At 62.8% G+C, this 15,752-nt stretch carries 13 protein-coding genes; 3 read left to right on the plus strand and 10 right to left on the minus strand.

The genetic code is table 11. From position 1 onward, the window contains the following. Positions 1-164 precede the first annotated feature (164 nt). Positions 165-1,244, minus strand: a complete 1,080-nt coding sequence (tagH, locus tag FJW03_RS01480; RefSeq protein WP_140763829.1) for a type VI secretion system-associated FHA domain protein TagH — start codon at positions 1,242-1,244, stop codon at positions 165-167. 231 nt (positions 1,245-1,475) lie between these two features. Between tagH and tssI the strand changes: the two genes are divergently transcribed. From tssI to FJW03_RS01495, 3 genes are read left to right on the plus strand one after another with little or no spacing between them, the layout of a single operon-like run. Continuing rightward, the gene (tssI, locus tag FJW03_RS01485) at positions 1,476-3,803 is read left to right on the plus strand and encodes a type VI secretion system tip protein VgrG (RefSeq protein ID WP_140763833.1); all 2,328 of its coding nucleotides are present in this window, start codon (positions 1,476-1,478) and stop codon (positions 3,801-3,803) included. A 9-nt stretch (positions 3,804-3,812) separates the two neighbouring features. Then, the gene (locus tag FJW03_RS01490) at positions 3,813-4,238 is read left to right on the plus strand and encodes a DUF6484 domain-containing protein (RefSeq protein ID WP_140763836.1); all 426 of its coding nucleotides are present in this window, start codon (positions 3,813-3,815) and stop codon (positions 4,236-4,238) included. Next, positions 4,238-4,606 carry a hypothetical protein gene (locus tag FJW03_RS01495; RefSeq protein ID WP_140763839.1) on the plus strand — a complete coding sequence of 123 codons (369 nt, stop codon included), beginning with the start codon at positions 4,238-4,240 and terminating at the stop codon, positions 4,604-4,606. The genes FJW03_RS01490 and FJW03_RS01495 overlap by 1 nt, the downstream gene beginning before the upstream one ends. Here the strand turns inward: FJW03_RS01495 and FJW03_RS01500 are convergent. From FJW03_RS01500 to tssJ, 9 genes are read right to left on the minus strand one after another with little or no spacing between them, the layout of a single operon-like run. After that, the gene (locus FJW03_RS01500) at positions 4,597-5,439 is read right to left on the minus strand and encodes a WD40/YVTN/BNR-like repeat-containing protein (RefSeq protein ID WP_140763842.1); all 843 of its coding nucleotides are present in this window, start codon (positions 5,437-5,439) and stop codon (positions 4,597-4,599) included. The two genes, FJW03_RS01495 and FJW03_RS01500, sit on opposite strands and share 10 nt — an antisense overlap. A gap of 10 nt (positions 5,440-5,449) precedes the next feature. Further along, positions 5,450-6,409, minus strand: a complete 960-nt coding sequence (locus FJW03_RS01505) for a DUF4150 domain-containing protein (RefSeq protein ID WP_226890552.1) — start codon at positions 6,407-6,409, stop codon at positions 5,450-5,452. Further along, positions 6,409-7,431 carry a 3-oxoacyl-ACP synthase gene (locus FJW03_RS01510; protein WP_140690759.1) on the minus strand — a complete coding sequence of 341 codons (1,023 nt, stop codon included), beginning with the start codon at positions 7,429-7,431 and terminating at the stop codon, positions 6,409-6,411. The genes FJW03_RS01505 and FJW03_RS01510 overlap by 1 nt, the downstream gene beginning before the upstream one ends. Continuing rightward, entirely contained in the window at positions 7,428-8,528 is a 1,101-nt protein-coding gene (locus tag FJW03_RS01515) for a DUF2169 domain-containing protein (protein WP_140690757.1), read from the minus strand. Before FJW03_RS01515 ends, FJW03_RS01510 begins: the two co-directional genes overlap by 4 nt. Continuing rightward, positions 8,528-9,049 (minus strand): type VI secretion system-associated protein TagF, encoded by a 522-nt coding sequence (gene tagF / locus FJW03_RS01520; protein ID WP_226890553.1) that lies wholly within the window; start codon positions 9,047-9,049, stop codon positions 8,528-8,530. The genes FJW03_RS01515 and tagF overlap by 1 nt, the downstream gene beginning before the upstream one ends. Before the next feature lie 2 nt (positions 9,050-9,051). Next, positions 9,052-12,591: a type VI secretion system membrane subunit TssM gene (gene tssM, locus FJW03_RS01525; RefSeq protein WP_140763845.1), complete on the minus strand. Its 3,540-nt coding sequence runs from the start codon at positions 12,589-12,591 to the stop codon at positions 9,052-9,054. A gap of 1 nt (position 12,592) precedes the next feature. Then, complete coding sequence (tssL, locus tag FJW03_RS01530; RefSeq protein ID WP_140763848.1) at positions 12,593-13,921, minus strand: type VI secretion system protein TssL, long form; 1,329 nt, start codon at positions 13,919-13,921, stop codon at positions 12,593-12,595. A gap of 4 nt (positions 13,922-13,925) precedes the next feature. Then, a complete protein-coding gene (gene tssK / locus FJW03_RS01535; protein WP_140763851.1) occupies positions 13,926-15,260 on the minus strand; it encodes a type VI secretion system baseplate subunit TssK in 1,335 nt (444 codons plus the stop codon). Positions 15,261-15,299: 39 nt separating this feature from the next. Next, entirely contained in the window at positions 15,300-15,752 is a 453-nt protein-coding gene (gene tssJ / locus FJW03_RS01540; RefSeq protein WP_140763854.1) for a type VI secretion system lipoprotein TssJ, read from the minus strand.

Genomic DNA, 15,752 nt, shown 5'->3' on the forward strand with positions numbered 1-15,752 from the left:
TCCAAGCCACGCCGCTTTGCCAGCCAGGCAAGCTCCCACGTGCTATCCTAGTCGCACAGCAAGCTGATTGAAATCGGAAAGCAGGATGACCAAAGAAGCGGATTTCCCACGAGGCCGGTCGCACAGCCTGTAAGAGCCGTGTTCGCGACTTTTGCCGAGCATGGCTATTTCTGCTTGCCAGCCTTGGCGTAGGCGTCGGCGAAATAGGCAAGGAAGACATCCAGCATGCCGTTTTCGTGCTTGTCCTCCATCGTCCGCCACGTTGCGACGAGCGCATCCCAGGCTTGGCTTTTCCTGGATGAAAAGGACGCCGGCGGGATTCTTTTGGCGGTCGCCTCCGGCGACAGGTCGTCGAGCAATCTCGAGAGCGCGGCCTGCATGGCGGCGTAGGTCGCGATTTCGTGGGTCTTCAGGTCGCGGAACGCGTCCTCGATGCTATGCCTGGCATCGAGATAGCCGGCCCGGCGCTTGGCAAACATGATCTCCAATATGTCATCGGTGCCCGGAACGAATTTCAGCGGGTTGTTGTCCTCGGCGCCGATCATCGTGCGGTTCGCGCTTTTGGCGAGCACCTTGGCCGCCGCGCGCGCCTTGAGCAGCAAGGACAGTTGCTCGACGGTCGTTCTCAACACCGAGCCGATCTCGGCGGCGACGTCATGCGGGTTACGCGACTGCAATAACTCCGGCGATAAGCCGGCTGCCTTGGCGATTTCGCGAAGTATCCCGTCCGCTTCCACTGGCTGCATGGCAGCGACAGCCGGGCTGGGCTGCAGTGCCGGAGACGTCGACAGCGGCGCTGCCTCGACGGGGCGCTGCTGCGCCGGATTGGGGAATTGCACACCGCCGGGTTCAAGCTGTCTTCCCGTCGACGATGGCAACTCGTGCTGCGTCGAACCGGTCCTGGCTTGTGGACGACCGGTAGTAACGCTCTCTTGGTCAAAGGAAACGACGATGATATAACGGCCGATCAGCAGCCGGTCGCCTTGGGTTAGCCGGTGCGGCGCATTCATGCGCTGGCTGGAGCCGTTGACGAAAGTGCCGTTGCGCGAGACGTCAAGAAGCCAGAACGAGCCCGCCTGGTAGCGGACTTCGCAATGCCGGCCCGAGATGAACTTGTCGGGGTCGGACAGCGTCCAGTCGCAATTTTCGCGCCCGATTTCGAAGCTGCGGTCGCGGGCGCCGTAGCTCGTCGCGATGCCTGGCGGCACCTTGTCAACATTGCTGATCTGGAGCGAAATGAACATTCGAAACCACTGACAATCCTGAATCCTAGACATTCTAGCAGCTTGCCAGCGCAGTGGGACAGGTGCGTTTCACATGAACGCACGCCATGGTTTAGCCCTTGCTCTTATTTGGCCTTCATCAAACATATGCTACGCTTGCAGCGATCCGATGCGGTGAATTCGAAAACCTTCCGAACGTGAGGGCGGGGCTTCAATCCATCACACTGGCCGCGTCGAGGAGGGGCACGACCCATGCCGAACGAACGTGCCACGGTTGTACAGACGCCCGTCGACGCCGACGTGCTGACCTTTACTCATCTCGTCGGTCGTGACGAGATCAGCCGATGTTTCGCCTATACCGTCGGGTTCGTCAGCAAGAGCCGTGACGTCGATCCGCTGAAGATGCTGGGCGGCGTCGTTTCCGTCGAAGGTGAATCCGATCCAAAGCGCTGGTTCAGCGGCCTGGTGTCGGATTTCAAGCTAACGCGCATAGAGGATCGGTTGGCCTATTACGAGGCCAGCGTCAGGCCATGGCTCTGGTTCCTCGGCAACACCACCGACTGCCGCATTTTCCAGAACATGACCGCTGTCGAGATCGTCGAAAAGATCTTTGCGAAATACGGCATCGCAAAATTCGAGAAGCGACTGCAGGGTTCCTATCCGTCGCGCGAATACTGTGTCCAATATGACGAGAGCGACCTCGATTTCGTGCAGCGATTGTTCGAACACGAAGGCATCTTCTATTTCTTCGAGCATGATGAGGGCAAGCACACGCTCGTGCTGTGCGACGCGATGAACAAGCTGAAGCCAGCGCCAGGCTACGAGAAGGTGCTTTACAATTTCGAGGGCCATGGCTCGCGACGCGATGTCGAATACATCACCGAATGGATTCCAGGCAGTGCGGTGCGTCCGGGCGCCTACGCTCATACGGATTATGACTTCGAGAAGCCCGGCGCCGACCTGATGGCGAAGTCCTCCCAACCCTTCAGCCACAAGGAGGCTTCTGGCGAGAACTATCGGCAGCCCGGAGCGCATCTGGATGTCGGGCGCGGCGACACGATCGCCGGCATCCGGCGTGAGGAACTGCAGGCCGTTCACCAGCACAGCACAGCGGTTGGCACTGTGCGCGGCCTCTTTTCCGGCTGCAAATTCACGCTGGAAAGTTTTCCGCGCGACGACCAGAACCAGGAATATCTGGTGGTCAGCGCCGAATACCGGCTGTTCGATCCGGGTTACCGGACGCAGAATGAGGCCCATAGCGAGAATTTCAAGGTGGTGCTCGGCGTTGCGCCCACCAAATTGCCTTACCGGCCAGCGCGCATTACACCGCGACCGATCATGCGTGGCCCGCAGACCGCGACGGTGGTAGGTCCTTCGGGCGAGGAGATTTTCACCGACAAATATGCCCGAGTGAAGGTGCAGTTCCATTGGGACCGCCTCGGCAAGAAGGACCAGAACTCGTCCTGTTTCGTGCGCGTGTCGCAGACCTGGGCCGGCAGCGGCTGGGGCTTCATCCAGATCCCGCGCATCGGCCAGGAGGTCATCGTCGATTTCATCGAGGGCGATCCGGACCTGCCGATCATCACCGGCCGCGTGTACAACGCCGCCGAGATGCCGCCTTACGCGCTGCCGGGCAACGCGACGCAATCTGGCTGGAAGTCCAATTCCTCGAAAGGCGGCGGCGGCTACAACGAGCTGATGTTCGAGGACAAGGCTGGTTCCGAACTGGTCAATTTCCAGGCTCAGAAGGACCACCATCTGCTGATCAAGCACGACCGTAACAAGACGGTGCAGCACGACCAGTCCGATCGCATCGATCACGACGCCAAGCATTCCGTGGGCCACAATCTTGACGAGGACGTCGGCAACAACAAGACCGTCAAGGTCGGCGTCGATCAGACCACTCATATCGGCAGCAATGACACCGAGACGGTGGGCGCGAACCGCTCGCTGACCGTCGGCGCCAACGAGACCATCCATGTCGTTGGCAATTCGACGGAAAACATTGACTCCAGTCATTCGCAGACCGTGGCGATCGTCCAGACCATCACGGTGGGTGCCGCGCGCGTCGACACGGTGGGGGCTTCCGAGACGCGAAGTGTCGGAGCGGTGCAGACGAACACGATCGGGGCCTCGCGGAGCGTGACCGTCGGTGCGGGACAGAGCCACAGCATTGGCACGTCGGACAGCTGGACGGTGGGGGCAAACCAATCGGTCGATGTTGGCGCAAACCAGAGCTTCAACATAGGTGGAGCGCATGCCTCCCAGATCGGCAAGGGACGGGACGCCAAGATCGCCGAGGACGATGCGACCGATGTCGGCGGTTCGCGGGCGTTGAAAATAGCCAAAGGCAGTCTGGTAGAGGTCGGCGAGGACGGAGCCATAAAGGTCGGCAAGACCCTGATCATTGAAGCTGGCGATGCCATCACAATTACATGTGGCTCGGCTGCGATCGCTATGAAGAAGGACGGCACGATCAACATTTCCGGCAAGGATATTACCGTCAATGGGTCGGGTAAGATCAATGTGAAGGCATCGAGCGACATCACCATGAAAGGCTCGGAGATAAAGCAGAACTGAGGGGCCTCGATGACAAAGATCGTAGAGCGAATTGAAGGCGTGGTGATTGGCATATTCCTGGGCTTCGGCGAGGACGCGCCCCTTGTCGTCTTCCCGGGAAACCCTCGAGAAACAGCAGCGGCCGCGCGCAGCCTCACTGAGCTCACGTCGGACATGATCGGCGCGGAGGTGGCGCTGTTGTTCCAGGATGGAGATCCCGGTCGACCGTTGATTGTCGGGCGCATCATCGATCCCGCGCACCGGCCAAATGTTCCCCACGTCATCAGAGACGGTGAGAAAATGAGGATCACTGCGAATGAACGTCTTGAGCTGCGGTGCGGCAAAGCTACGATCATCATGGAAAAGGATGGGCACATCACCATCCGCGGCACCTATGTGACCAGCCACGCAAGTGCCACCAACCGCCTCCGCGGTGGCTCGGTCAATCTGAACTGATGCCAGCGCCCGTTCTTCGCGAGATTGTCCGCCAACACGCTGAGATGGCTGCGTTCCTCTGGACTGTCTACGACTACAACCTGCTCAACCCCGGCAAGAATCCGGACATGGATGAGGAGCGGCTTGCCCGACTCGTCGAGCGTTTGGAAGCACATCTTGACGGATTGCGAGTGGCTGGCGAGGTCGGCATCGAGATCGCGAGCGAGCGCTACGCCGAATATCCCGAAGCCGGGGAATTATTCGTCATGCGCATGCTGTCGATCAAAGAGGCGTTGCGCATTGCCGATCTCGACCTCAGAAGGGTGCGGGCTTATCTGGCTGCGAAGCCCAACCCAGACACGCCGGCCGTCTCAGGCCGTCAGGTGTAGTCAGGCCCGACCCATTCCGAGCCGTCATATCTTATGGCTGAGTTCCCGCCGGCCACCGTTAGATACGAGCCGTTCGACGAAAGACGGTAGACGGGAAAACCGTCTTTCAGGTTGGAAACCGTTGCCCCGTCGAACGTGAACACCCCCTGTCCGCCGCCGGCAATGTGGATTGTCTTCCGGTAAAATGCCATTTTGTAGAAATCCCGACCGCGTTGCGAGACGTCGGTCCAGGCAAGGCCCGCCCCGCGAAACAGGGTCCCTGCGCTGCCTGAGACCAGGACATCCGTCGACGACAATCCCAGCAGTCCAACCAGGATCGCGTTGGTCGGCAACTGGATTTGAGTCCACTGCCTGCCGTCATAGTGCCAGAAAAGCGCTCCTTCGCCGGATACATAAAGGTCACTCGGCGACGACCCTGCAATGCAAAGAATGGTGTTGCCGAGCGCGGGGCTAACGGCGGCCCAGCGTGCGCCATCCCAGCGATAGACAACCCCCTCCGATCCCCCGGCGTAGACGGTGTTGTCGTCGAAGCCCCAGACGGTATTCAAGTGGCGAGGCGAAACTTGGCTTGACGTCCATTCGCTCCCCGAGCCCGAATGCACAATGCCGTTGTCGTCGCACACATAGAGACGACCGGAACCGGAGCGCCATATGTCGGTGAACCAACATGGTTTTTCGTAAATTCGTTCAGTCTGATTGTCGTCGCTGGCCACGTCGGATTCCGAAATGACGAATGAGTAAAAACTCTCTCCGTCGTAATACGCGACGGCGGAGAAAATGGTCCCGTCATCCGCTGCAACCGTGCCATTTACCGTTACGCTATAATCAGCCATGTTATCTCTCCTAGCGTCTGCGAACCGTGCTCGATGGGGTTGGTTTGAACTTGCCGGTTGCTGGTGCACGCGCCTCGGTGCTGTCTTTTTTTTTCTCCGGTCCGCTCATCATCTCCTTGAAGTGAATGTCGCAAATCATCCTCAGGCATTCGATGGCGGGGTGCTCCTTGCCTCGTGGTCCATCCGGGATGTTCTTGGCCTTTTTCATGGCCTCCATATTGGCTTCCCGAACTTCCTCGTAGCTTGGGTTCGTGCCTTTCGCGCGCTGTGCCTTTGCCCATTCGCCTTGGGCGGCTGTTTTGCGGCCATGCTCGGTGTTGGGATCGGTGGCGTCTTGGAGGCAGACGCAGGGCGCATCGTTCATCGTATAGCTCGGCGTCGTGCTGATGGCCTGGCCGCCGCGCGAATTCTGGAAACAGGCATTCTGCAGGATGTGGTCCGATTGCTGATTGGACGAGCATTCCTTGCTGGCGTCGCCGTAGCGGTGCACCTTCATGCCGAGCTTTGCCAGAATTGACGCGCAGGACTGCTTGCCGACCTTCAATTTTCCGATCTTTGGCCAAGGCGGTGCGTTGCCGGTCGGAGAAGCATGATTGTTGGTCGACAGGTCAGTCATGCGGCTGACGGGTTCGCCATCGGCTTTCACGTCGCTCGACCAGGCGACAGCATATTCCTTGCCGGTATTGACCGAAGTGATCACGCCTTTCTTGGCGGCGCATCCGGCCTCTGTGCCGCTGGTCTTGGTGTAGTACGACTTATTCTTCTGGGTAATGGTCTCGCCACCGATCTTGACGGTGCCGGTGCCGTTGTCGGTATCGGAATCAAGTCCGAACGAGGGATAGGGAATGGGGACGCCCGGCGGCGTCGCGGGGTTTTCGGGCGGCGTGAAGCAGACGTCCGGAAAGGCGGCGATCACCTTGTTGGCCTGTGCCTTGCAGGCAACTTCGAGACCGTTCGCGTAGACAGTCATCAGGCTGCCCTCGCGGCGAGGATTGCCGCCCCGCAGGCACCGGCATCGTTCGACGCTTCGATCAGCACTGGATTGCCGGCGGCGTATCCCTTGCGGGCCGCCATCCAGGCCATGCCGATCATCAGCGGGACCACGGCCGCGCCGACATTGCCGAGGGATTCGCCGGGCGACCAGATGTCCTGAAAATCGTGACGGCCGCGTAGCAACCTCAGGCTCGCCAGGGCGCTCTGTTTGAACCAATATTGTTCGCCGATGAGATCGGCGATGCGGTAGCCAAGCCGGTTCATCTCGATGCCGGTTTCCTTGAATGCAGCGCTGTAAGCGGACGTCATGCCGTCGGCACGCAGCGGCAGATCCTCGGCATTGTAGATCGTTGCGGATTCACGCGCCAAACCCAGTCCGAAGAGGCGGAGGCCGTCGCCACGCGAGCCCGTGCATAGAACGGCGGCTGCAGCCTCGCCTGGAATGAAGCCATTCGGATTGTCAGCGGCAAGCAGGCGATTTTCGCCGAGATAATAAGCGATGGCAGGCGCCGTCAGATAGCTGTCTACGCCCGCGATCATCACATAGGGAACCTCACCCGAAGCGATCATCCTGCGCGCCTGATCAAGTGCTATGTGTCCGGAAGTCCGGCCATGCGCGACAATACGTGAGCGCATGTTGGGTTCGATTTCGGTAATCTCCGAAACATTGCGGAGCAGGCGCACGCTATCGCCGGCCGGACGGCCCGGGCGATCTTCCTCGGCGAGGCAAAGGATGAGCGCGGTCTGGCCACGCGCCTGAGGGATAGTCTCGAACGCCTCGCAGATCGCGGCTGCGGCCAGGTGCGCCATACGTTTTTCGCCGATCCAGTCCCGTGGCAGCGGCACGGGCGCGCCGATCAGCAGATCGGTTCCCGAGCCGACGAATCTCGTCTCTTGGAAGCCGTCGAGGCGCGCACGCATTGCAGCGCAGGCCGAGGGTGCATCGAGACCGACGGCCGTCACCATGCCGACAGAGGCTATGTCGAGCCTCGTACTCATGCGTCTTCCACCTCCTCGGACGCGGCTCCCTCGCTTCGGACATAGTCCCTGCCGGTTGCACGGGCACGCAGCATCGACTCCGTCGGCGGACCGACCCAACATTCCGAGAAATCGAGGATAGTCTTCTGGATGCGCTGCGAAACACGCCACACGAGCGAGAATCGACGGTTCTCGGGATCGAGCAGGATAGTGTCCGGGTGAATGCTCGCCTCCAACGACTTCTCGTTGCCCTTGAACAAGGTGATCGGCAGTGCTGTCGAGGGCAGCCGGAAGCCAACACGTCCCTCTGGAGTCAAATTCACGAGCACCACCTCCTCCCCGCCTCTTGGATGGTCGATCTGCTGGTCGGGCGGCGCCATCTGGAAATAGCGTTCGTCGAAATCCTGGGGCAGGAAGGGAAAAACGTTGTCGATCCAGTTCTGATCGTAGGTGCCGCCATATTCGATGCGGCCCGGCCAGCCCCGGCCCATTGGCCCGAAGCTCATCGGCTTGTACTCGCCGAACGGCGAGCGGATCTCTTCGCCGACGGCCTGGGTGTTCGGCAACCGCAGGCCCGGAACGAAACGCTGGTTCTTCGAGCGCGACCAGCCCGTGCCGACGGGATTGTACTTGTAGCTGGCGGGAAGCTTGTCTTCCGGGTCCAGCCGGTCGACGCCACCCCACGCGACGTCGTAGGAGATCGGCAGTTTCAGGAAGGGCTGCGGCGCGGTTGCGGTGAAGACCGGCCCAATCGAACGCCACTCGCGATGGCCGACAACCTCGAACAGCTTCGACCAGTTGCCTACCTTGATGCCGACCGGCACGCGCTCCGCCGGACGTCCTCCCGGCGCATAGGCGCAACCGTTGGCGATCACGTCGCAGCGCGGTTTGCGGAAGGCGAAATCAGTCTCCCAGAGCGTCGCCGAATAGCCGGGCGCGCCGGTCTGCGTATCGGCCATGACGAGCGGGACCTGCTGCGCCGATTTCTGCACCAGGCCGCCAGGCTTCGCCGGAAAATCGAACGTGCCTTTCACCACAATGACAATCCACTCATGGCCGGCCTTGTCCATGCCCATGGTGAACTGATGCGGATAGCCCATCTGGTTCCAGATCTGCATCAACTGGTCTCCCAGTTCGCGGCGAAGATCTGCTCCAGGGTCGGTTGAGGCGCCTGCGGATCGACATCGAAAATATCCGAACGCGCTGTCCAAACGACCAGGTCGTCAACGACGTCGCCATTCTGCTCGACGCATGGCACCGGCAGGGCGACAAGCGCGGCGTCCAGTTCGTCGGGCGTCATCTCGCCGCGTTGTGCGGCGAAGGCAGCGTCCTCGATGCTGTCGAACCATGTATCGGCGTAGGCCAGCTGAAGGGGAGTTCCGGCGAGCTGCGCCACGATGCTCAACGGAAACCGCCTTCCGACCCTGTCAGCGCTCCGCAGCACGATGCCGGCCGAGGCGCCGAAGGTGGTGGGGCCAGCCAGGAAGCGCAACGCCATGCTCTGGGGCCAGGCTTCGAGCTCGAACAACGGCACGATGTGCTGGGCCAGCCAGCGGTCCCATGTGCGCACGAAGTCTCCAGGCAGCCGCCGGGTCACGAAATCGCCGGTGGCGGGCATCTTGCCGTAGAAGCCGGGCACTATCAGATCTGCGGCGGACATGTGAACTTCTTGAACATTTCGAGCGTGTATGGGTTCTCGACGCTGGCGGCCTTGAGTTCGAAATCGGCCCACATTCCCTTCGTGCCGAGCCGCAGGCTGTAGACGTCGGTGAGCTTGGTCGCGGCGAAGCGGCCGCCGCGCAGCATTCTGAGCCACGCCCAGCTGCCGGTCTCGTTGAGCATCACCTCTGGCGAGCCGTCGACCGGCTGGAAGGCGAGCGAGATCACCCCGGTGCCATCCTTACCGGGCCACGTCATCGGCTGCGGCCTGGTCGCGTTGTTGTAGTAGACGAGGTTCTGGCCATCAAGGTTGAGCGTGACCCGCGCCACATTGGGTGAGAGGTCCTTGGGCTCCAGCGTAAAGTTCATCACCGGGCCGGTGCCGCCGGGAAACAGGTCGTCGCGGATATGCCTCGCCTGCTCGAACGCGGCGAGCGCCGCGGGATCGAGGCCGAAATCGGCCCGCCACTTCCATGGCTCGCTGGCGGTGTCGACATAGTTGATCAGATGGTCGTTGGTGAAGGCATCGATCATGCCGGTCGGTCCGAACAGACGTTGAAAGTCGCGCACATTGACGTCGACCGCACTGTCCGGGCTGAATGGATAACGGTTGTTCAGCGCCGCCTGGCAGAAGGGGAGTATGTCGGCCCGCCAGATGGCGTTGAGCTCGTTGGTTACGGCCTTCTGCGAGAGGCCGCTGGTGTCGCCGGCAATGCCGCCCAGCCAGTCATTAATCGGCGAAGGCAGGATCTGCGCCTGCCTGGCGACCGCGCCGGTCAGTTCGGCAAGGCCGCCCTGCTTCTTGATCGCATCCTGCGGGTTGGGATTGGCAGTCACTGTCTGCAGCACATTCGACAGCGCCGTCAGCGCCACAACGGCGGCGTCGAGCGCCGGCGGCTGGCCGTCGACCTGGGCGATGGTGCCTTTGAGCGGCTTGAAATGCTCGGCAACGAGGCTGCCGGTCATGTCCACCTGACTGGCGGAACCGGCGCGCGGCAGCAGCTTCGCCCCTGTGGTCACGACCTTGCCCAGCTTGCCGAGTTTGCTGAGCAGCTTCGAGCCGGTCGTGACGGCAGCGCCACCTTTGTCGGCCGACGTGTCGTCGGAGCGGGTGAGGTCGGTCTCCTGCACCACCGCCGTCAGCAGCCGCTTCAGCGCGGAATCGGCGCTTGAAAGATCCTTGAGGTTCTCACTGGCGATGTTGAGATCGGTAAGCGGCGCAAGCCGCATGTCGCGCAGGAAAGAGTCCCATTGGGCGATATAGTCGTCATAGTAGAGCTTCAAGATGTCCTCGGAGAGCGCCGAAACCGAGGTCTCCGAATTCTCCGAGCAGCCGCCGGCAAAGACCGCGCGATCGAGCGCAGCCTGTCCCGCAACATCCTCGACCCGGTCGAGGATCGCGTCGTGGAAGCCCGCATAGGTATAGGGGCCAGGAACGCCGACGCGCAACGTCTTGTCGGAGCGGCGCGCGAACACTTTGGCGCCGTTCGGCCCAGCAAAATTGGCCGGCACCCATTCCTTGAGGGCTGCCACTTCCGGGTCCGCCAGCAGCTGCTTGTAGGCGCGCTCCGGCAGCGAGATCGTGCATACAGTCTTCAGTGCCTCCGCGACCAGTTGCTTATCCGGGGCGATGTAGCTGTCGTCGACGGCCATGCGGCGGATAGCGGCGAGCTGATGCTCTTCGGCGTCGGCAGTGGGGAAGGGCGGAGCCGCCGCGAATTGCGGCAGGCTGTTTACCCACCAGTTCTGGGCGAAATCGGTGTCCATCTGCGACAGGCCGGTCATCATCCGGTAGGTCTTCAGCGCGCCGAGCATGAAATCCGGATCGCGGATTTGCCGCCACATCGTGGCCTCGAGCAGGGCGACCATATGCGGCTCGAGCACATTGCGCAGCGCATGGTCGTAGGTATCGGTCTGTGCGCGCACCAGCTCCGCCGAAGCGGTCGGGCCGAGCAGGTTATGGACGGCGTCCGGTGGCCGCGTTCGAGCCGTCGTCACTGCGTCCATCGCCGCCAGCGCGCCATCCATGGTCGGCTGCTCGACCGCGGCCGGCATGGCGGCTACGTCGGTGAGCGGCCCCTGCAGGGCTTCGAACTGGCCGGCCTGTTCGGCGATCGCATTGCGGTTGTCGAGGTAAGACCAGGTGAACAGTCCGCCGGCCAGCAGAGCCGCGAGCGCACAGGCGGCGGCAGCGCCACGCCAGATCCAGGCGCGGCGACGCTGCGCCAGCGGATCGTATGTACCGAGGCCAGCCTCCTTGAAGATCACTTCGGTGAGGAGGTTCCTGAGGAAGAAGCTGCGTTTCTCGACGCGCGCCGTCGGCAGGGCACGGCGCGGCGGCAGGCCGAAGGAGGACGACAACGCCGCGGTCAGGCGGTCGATGGGCGCGCCTTCCTGCGTCGCCGACGTCAGATAGAGGCCGCGCAGCCAGGCGGCTTCCTCATAGCGGCTTTCGCCGAACATCGCCTCGACCAGCACCTGGATCGGCTCGGAGAGGCTCGCCAGCTGCGCCGGAAAGCGGAAGATCTCGGCACGCGATCCGAGCTTGTCCTCGTCTTCCAGCCGGGGCACCAGCCGCCGCTCCAGCTCGGTGGCAAGCCTGGCGAGCTCCGTCTGGATCGTGCCGGCATTGACGCGGGCATCGAGCGGGAAAGTGGTTCCCCATACCTGCTCGCGCGCGGTCGTCGACAGGCCGCCGAAAAAGGCTTCGAACCCTTTGATCAGGTCGGCCTTCGTCAGCATCAGGTAGACAGGAAGACGAATTTCCAGCCGATCGTTCAGCTCCGCCAGCCGGCGGCGGATCTTGCGGCCGTGCGCCTTGATCGCCTCGTCGCCCTCCGAGAGCGCATCGATCGACAGCGCTACAATGACGCCGTTGAGCGCGCGGCGACCCCGGTGCTTCTTCAAAAGGTCCAAGAAGCCCAGCCATTCCGCGGCGTCGACGTCCGGCTGGCTTTCCTGCTGGACGTAGCGGCCGGCGGTGTCGATCAGCACCGCGTTCTCGGAGAAGAACCAGTCGCAATTGCGTGTTCCGCCGACGCCTTGCAGATCATCGGTGAGGTCGATCGGGAAGTTGAGGCCCGATTGGCGCAATGCCGTGGTCTTGCCGGTGGCAGGAGGCCCGACGATCACATACCACGGCATTTCGCGCAGGAATTTCCGTCCGCCGAGCTTGCGCCGCTTGAGCTCGGCCATCACCTCGCCGAACTTGGCGCCGACGGCCGCGACACTCTCCTCGCCGGGGGTAAGCCGCTTTTCGGCCACGGGTGCCGCGATCTCGGCGACGAACATGCGGTTAGCGCGGATCGCGCGCCGTTGCGCGACGATCAGCCAGATCAGCCACAGGATGATCAGCCCGGCGATGATGGCAATGCGCACATTGTCGGATTCGAATGGCGCGTACCGCCCGACCTGCACGATCGGGCCGAATATCCAGATCAAAAGCGAAAGCAGCGCAATGCCGATCAGCGTCCAGAGAAAACGCGAGGTGATGACCGCCCAGAGGAAGCGGAGGATGAACATCTCAGAGCCTCTTCTCGACCAGGACTTCGACGCGCCGGTTGAGCGCGCGGCCCTCGCGCGTCGAGTTGTCGGTCACCGGCTCGGCGTCGGCGCGGCCTTCGGAATGGACGCGCTCCTGTGGCACTCCCGCCTGCACCAGGAGGTCCGCTATGGTTTGGGCACGTGCCTCCGAGAGCCGCTGGTTGCTCGCGAGCGGATTGGACCGTTGCAGGCGCACATTGTCGGTATGACCGACGATCGTGATGTTTCCAATCAGCTCCTGATTGGCGAGGATCACCTTGGCGATCGACTCGATCAGCGGCTCATAGCCTTGGGACAGTGTCGGCCGCGAGGATTGGAAGAGCTCGGGGTTGGAGGACTGGATGATCAGCTTGGCCAGCGAGACGCTCTCGGTGCCGCTGAGCGCGCCCTTGAGGTTCGCCGGCGCTTTGGCCTTGAACTCGGGCAGCAGCGCGAAATCGACCGGCTGTGGCGGTTCAGGTTCGGGAGCATCCTGCTTGGGTGCGGCGCGGGTGACGTCGCTACGTGAGGCCGGCGGCAGCGTGCGCACGAGCGCGGAGAGTTCGACCGCCTGGCCGCTCAAGCCCATCGACAGACCGATATAAGCGGCGGCGGCGACGACAGCCGCGGCAAGCGGCATCACCCAGATCGGAACGATGAAGCGCTGCGGCTCGTCTGAAGCGATCACGCCTTTCCAGTTTGGCGACAGCGGCGCGTCCTCGGCGTCCGCATTGCGCAGGAAGCGCGCGGCTGCCACACGCACGGCATTGAGCGAGCGGTCACCGGCGCGGCCCGGCACCCGATACTTGCCGCGGAAGCCGAGCGCCAGACAGTAGTATTGAAGCTCCAGCATCTCGCGGTCGCGGTTCGGATGACGCTCCAACTCGTCAAGGCGGGTGAAAAACTGGGTGCCGGCATCGACGTCGCCGCGCAGCATGACCACCAGCGGCTGGCGCGGCCAGGCGCTGGCGCCGCCCCAGGGTGTGTTGAGCGCGAGGTCGTCGAGCAACGCCGCCACGGCCCAGGCCGCCTGGTCCGCGCGCTCCAGCGAGGAGCCCGCGGCCATCGCGGCGTCGCGCGCCTGAACCAACTCGTCGAGCAGGCGCGTCCGCATCACTTCCGGGTTCTCCGGCGCCAGCGCGCTTTCGAGTTCGGGCGCGAATTCGAGCAATGGCGCGAAGATGTTGATGAGTGTGTTGGGATGAGCGCGCGACCTTTTGACCGGCGCGCCCGGTACCAGCGGCGCCATCGGCCGTGGCGCGGCGCCCGACAGCCTGATGCGTGTGCGCTCTCGATCCTCCGACAGTCCGAAAGGATCATCCCGGCTCATGGCCTCACCTGTTCACTGAATAGCAGTCGACCTGCGGCTCGCTCGGCAGGACACCGGAAACGCCAATGACGAAGCCGGGGGCGTCGAGCAACGAGGCCCAATGCTCGCTTTTCTGATCCAGTTCCAGGCACAGCCGGTCGCCATCATAGGGAATCTCGCGGGGCTGAGAATGAAGCGGCTTCAGCGGAATGCCCGGCAGGCGGGACTTCCAGAGCCCTTCGAACTGATCGGCGGCGCCGACTGTCGCCTGGTTGACGAAGATCTTGCGCAGCGCGTCTTCGGACAGTTCCGATCCGACACGGATGACGATGCGGCTGGCGACCAAAAGCTTCGGGTTGTCGATGCGCACTTTCCAGACATTGGTCGCGTGCCGCATCACCGGCAGCGCGCGCGATTTCGGCTCGATGTAGCGCAGGCTGAGGATGAGCGAACGCAAGGCGTCCGCCAGCGCCATATAGGAGGGGCCAGGTGCCATGTGGTCATAGGCCGGCAGTTCGCCGAGCCGCCGCGAACTCGAGCCGTAGGTTGCCATCTCGCCGGCGAGTCCGGCAAGTTCGAGATAGAGTTCGGCCGGATGAAAGACATCCTGGGCAAGCATATGGGCAAGCCTTGGGCGAGCGGCATTGGCGAGGTGTAGCATCAAAAGGTCTTCGACGCTGCGGCCGGCGCCGCCCATCACCATCTTGCCATGCGCTTCGGCGATCTGGTCGAGGCCGGTGACGACCTCCTGCAGCAATTGCCGGTACCAGTGGACCGCGCCGGTGATCAGCGTCGGCGGCAGGAACGTCTCATCGAGCGAGACGCCGCCGTCGGCGCGCACACCTTTTATGTCGGCGATCGGCAAGGCGGTGTAACCGCCGACCGATTTGCCGGGCGCGATCAGGGCCGCTTGCGGTCGGGCGATCTCGATCTCTTCCGGATCGGCGCGGCTCTGGACGGCGTCGCGCACCGAAACGATCTTGCCGTGGTAGCGCGCGCCCGTCGATGCCGCATGCGCCGGGTCGAATCCGACGCCACCGGGCGGCTCGAGCGGCAGTGCGATCAACACCGGACCGGCACCGGTATCGGCCGTGACCGGCAGCGGCTTCGGTGCATCCATCAGTTCGGGGATGGAGAAAGGCGTGCCGTCCGGGAAAATGCCACGGGCGGACACGATCGAGACCTGGCCGGCGTCGAGCAGCGATTGGTCGAGGGTCAGTTGCTGGAAGCCGAAAGTATGGAGCTGGCCGGCCTGCAATGCGCCGCGCACCATGCCCTCGAAGAACCGATCCTGCTGCTGGAAATGCTGGGTCCTGAGAAACAGGCCCTCCGACCACAGCACCCTGTTTGCATCGCTCATGCCGCTACTCTCTGCACGCAACCATCTGCTGCTTTGTCGCTAGGCGGAAATGCCGCCCTTGCCGAGGCTGACGTTGATGGTGAATTTCGACCCCGGCGACACAGACTTGGTCGTGCGCCAGTTGCGTCCGCCAGGCTCGCGGATCAGGGCCACGAAGCCGAGGGCCGCTGCGTTCGGTTCGACCGTTATGGTCTTGGCCGCCGTCTTGCCCGGCGCGACCGAGATCGTGTCGGAGCCGAGGAGGTCGGCCCCGAGCGCCGAACTCGCGTTGCCCTGCAGCGCGAAATAGTCAGCCGAGTTGAACTTGCCGGTGCTGGCAAGCCGCATCACCAGAACCGTCACCGGCCGGTCGCCGCCGCCCGGTCCTGGATTCATACCGGCGCCGCCGGTCACGTTGACCGAGATAACCGATGGTTTCGGCGGGCCGCTCTGGCAAGCCGCAAGCAACCCCGTAGCGCCCAGGGCAACGACGAATTCGCGTCTGTCGATCAT

This window comes from Mesorhizobium sp. B4-1-4 (assembly GCF_006439395.2).
GTDB lineage: Bacteria > Pseudomonadota > Alphaproteobacteria > Rhizobiales > Rhizobiaceae > Mesorhizobium.

Bases quoted from the DNA above. Each gene is read 5' to 3' on its own strand.
- FJW03_RS01495 (WP_140763839.1), top strand. From the start codon at position 4,238: ATGCCAGCGCCCGTTCTTCGCGAGATTGTCCGCCAACACGCTGAGATG.
- tssK (WP_140763851.1), bottom strand. From the start codon at position 15,260: ATGAGCGATGCAAACAGGGTGCTGTGGTCGGAGGGCCTGTTTCTCAGG.
- tssL (WP_140763848.1), bottom strand. From the start codon at position 13,921: ATGAGCCGGGATGATCCTTTCGGACTGTCGGAGGATCGAGAGCGCACA.
- FJW03_RS01500 (WP_140763842.1), bottom strand. From the start codon at position 5,439: ATGGCTGATTATAGCGTAACGGTAAATGGCACGGTTGCAGCGGATGAC.
- tssJ (WP_140763854.1), bottom strand. From the start codon at position 15,752: ATGATCGACAGACGCGAATTCGTCGTTGCCCTGGGCGCTACGGGGTTG.
- FJW03_RS01490 (WP_140763836.1), top strand. From the start codon at position 3,813: ATGACAAAGATCGTAGAGCGAATTGAAGGCGTGGTGATTGGCATATTC.
- tssI (WP_140763833.1), top strand. From the start codon at position 1,476: ATGCCGAACGAACGTGCCACGGTTGTACAGACGCCCGTCGACGCCGAC.
- FJW03_RS01505 (WP_226890552.1), bottom strand. From the start codon at position 6,409: ATGACTGTCTACGCGAACGGTCTCGAAGTTGCCTGCAAGGCACAGGCC.
- FJW03_RS01510 (WP_140690759.1), bottom strand. From the start codon at position 7,431: ATGAGTACGAGGCTCGACATAGCCTCTGTCGGCATGGTGACGGCCGTC.
- FJW03_RS01515 (WP_140690757.1), bottom strand. From the start codon at position 8,528: ATGCAGATCTGGAACCAGATGGGCTATCCGCATCAGTTCACCATGGGC.
- tssM (WP_140763845.1), bottom strand. From the start codon at position 12,591: ATGTTCATCCTCCGCTTCCTCTGGGCGGTCATCACCTCGCGTTTTCTC.
- tagH (WP_140763829.1), bottom strand. From the start codon at position 1,244: ATGTTCATTTCGCTCCAGATCAGCAATGTTGACAAGGTGCCGCCAGGC.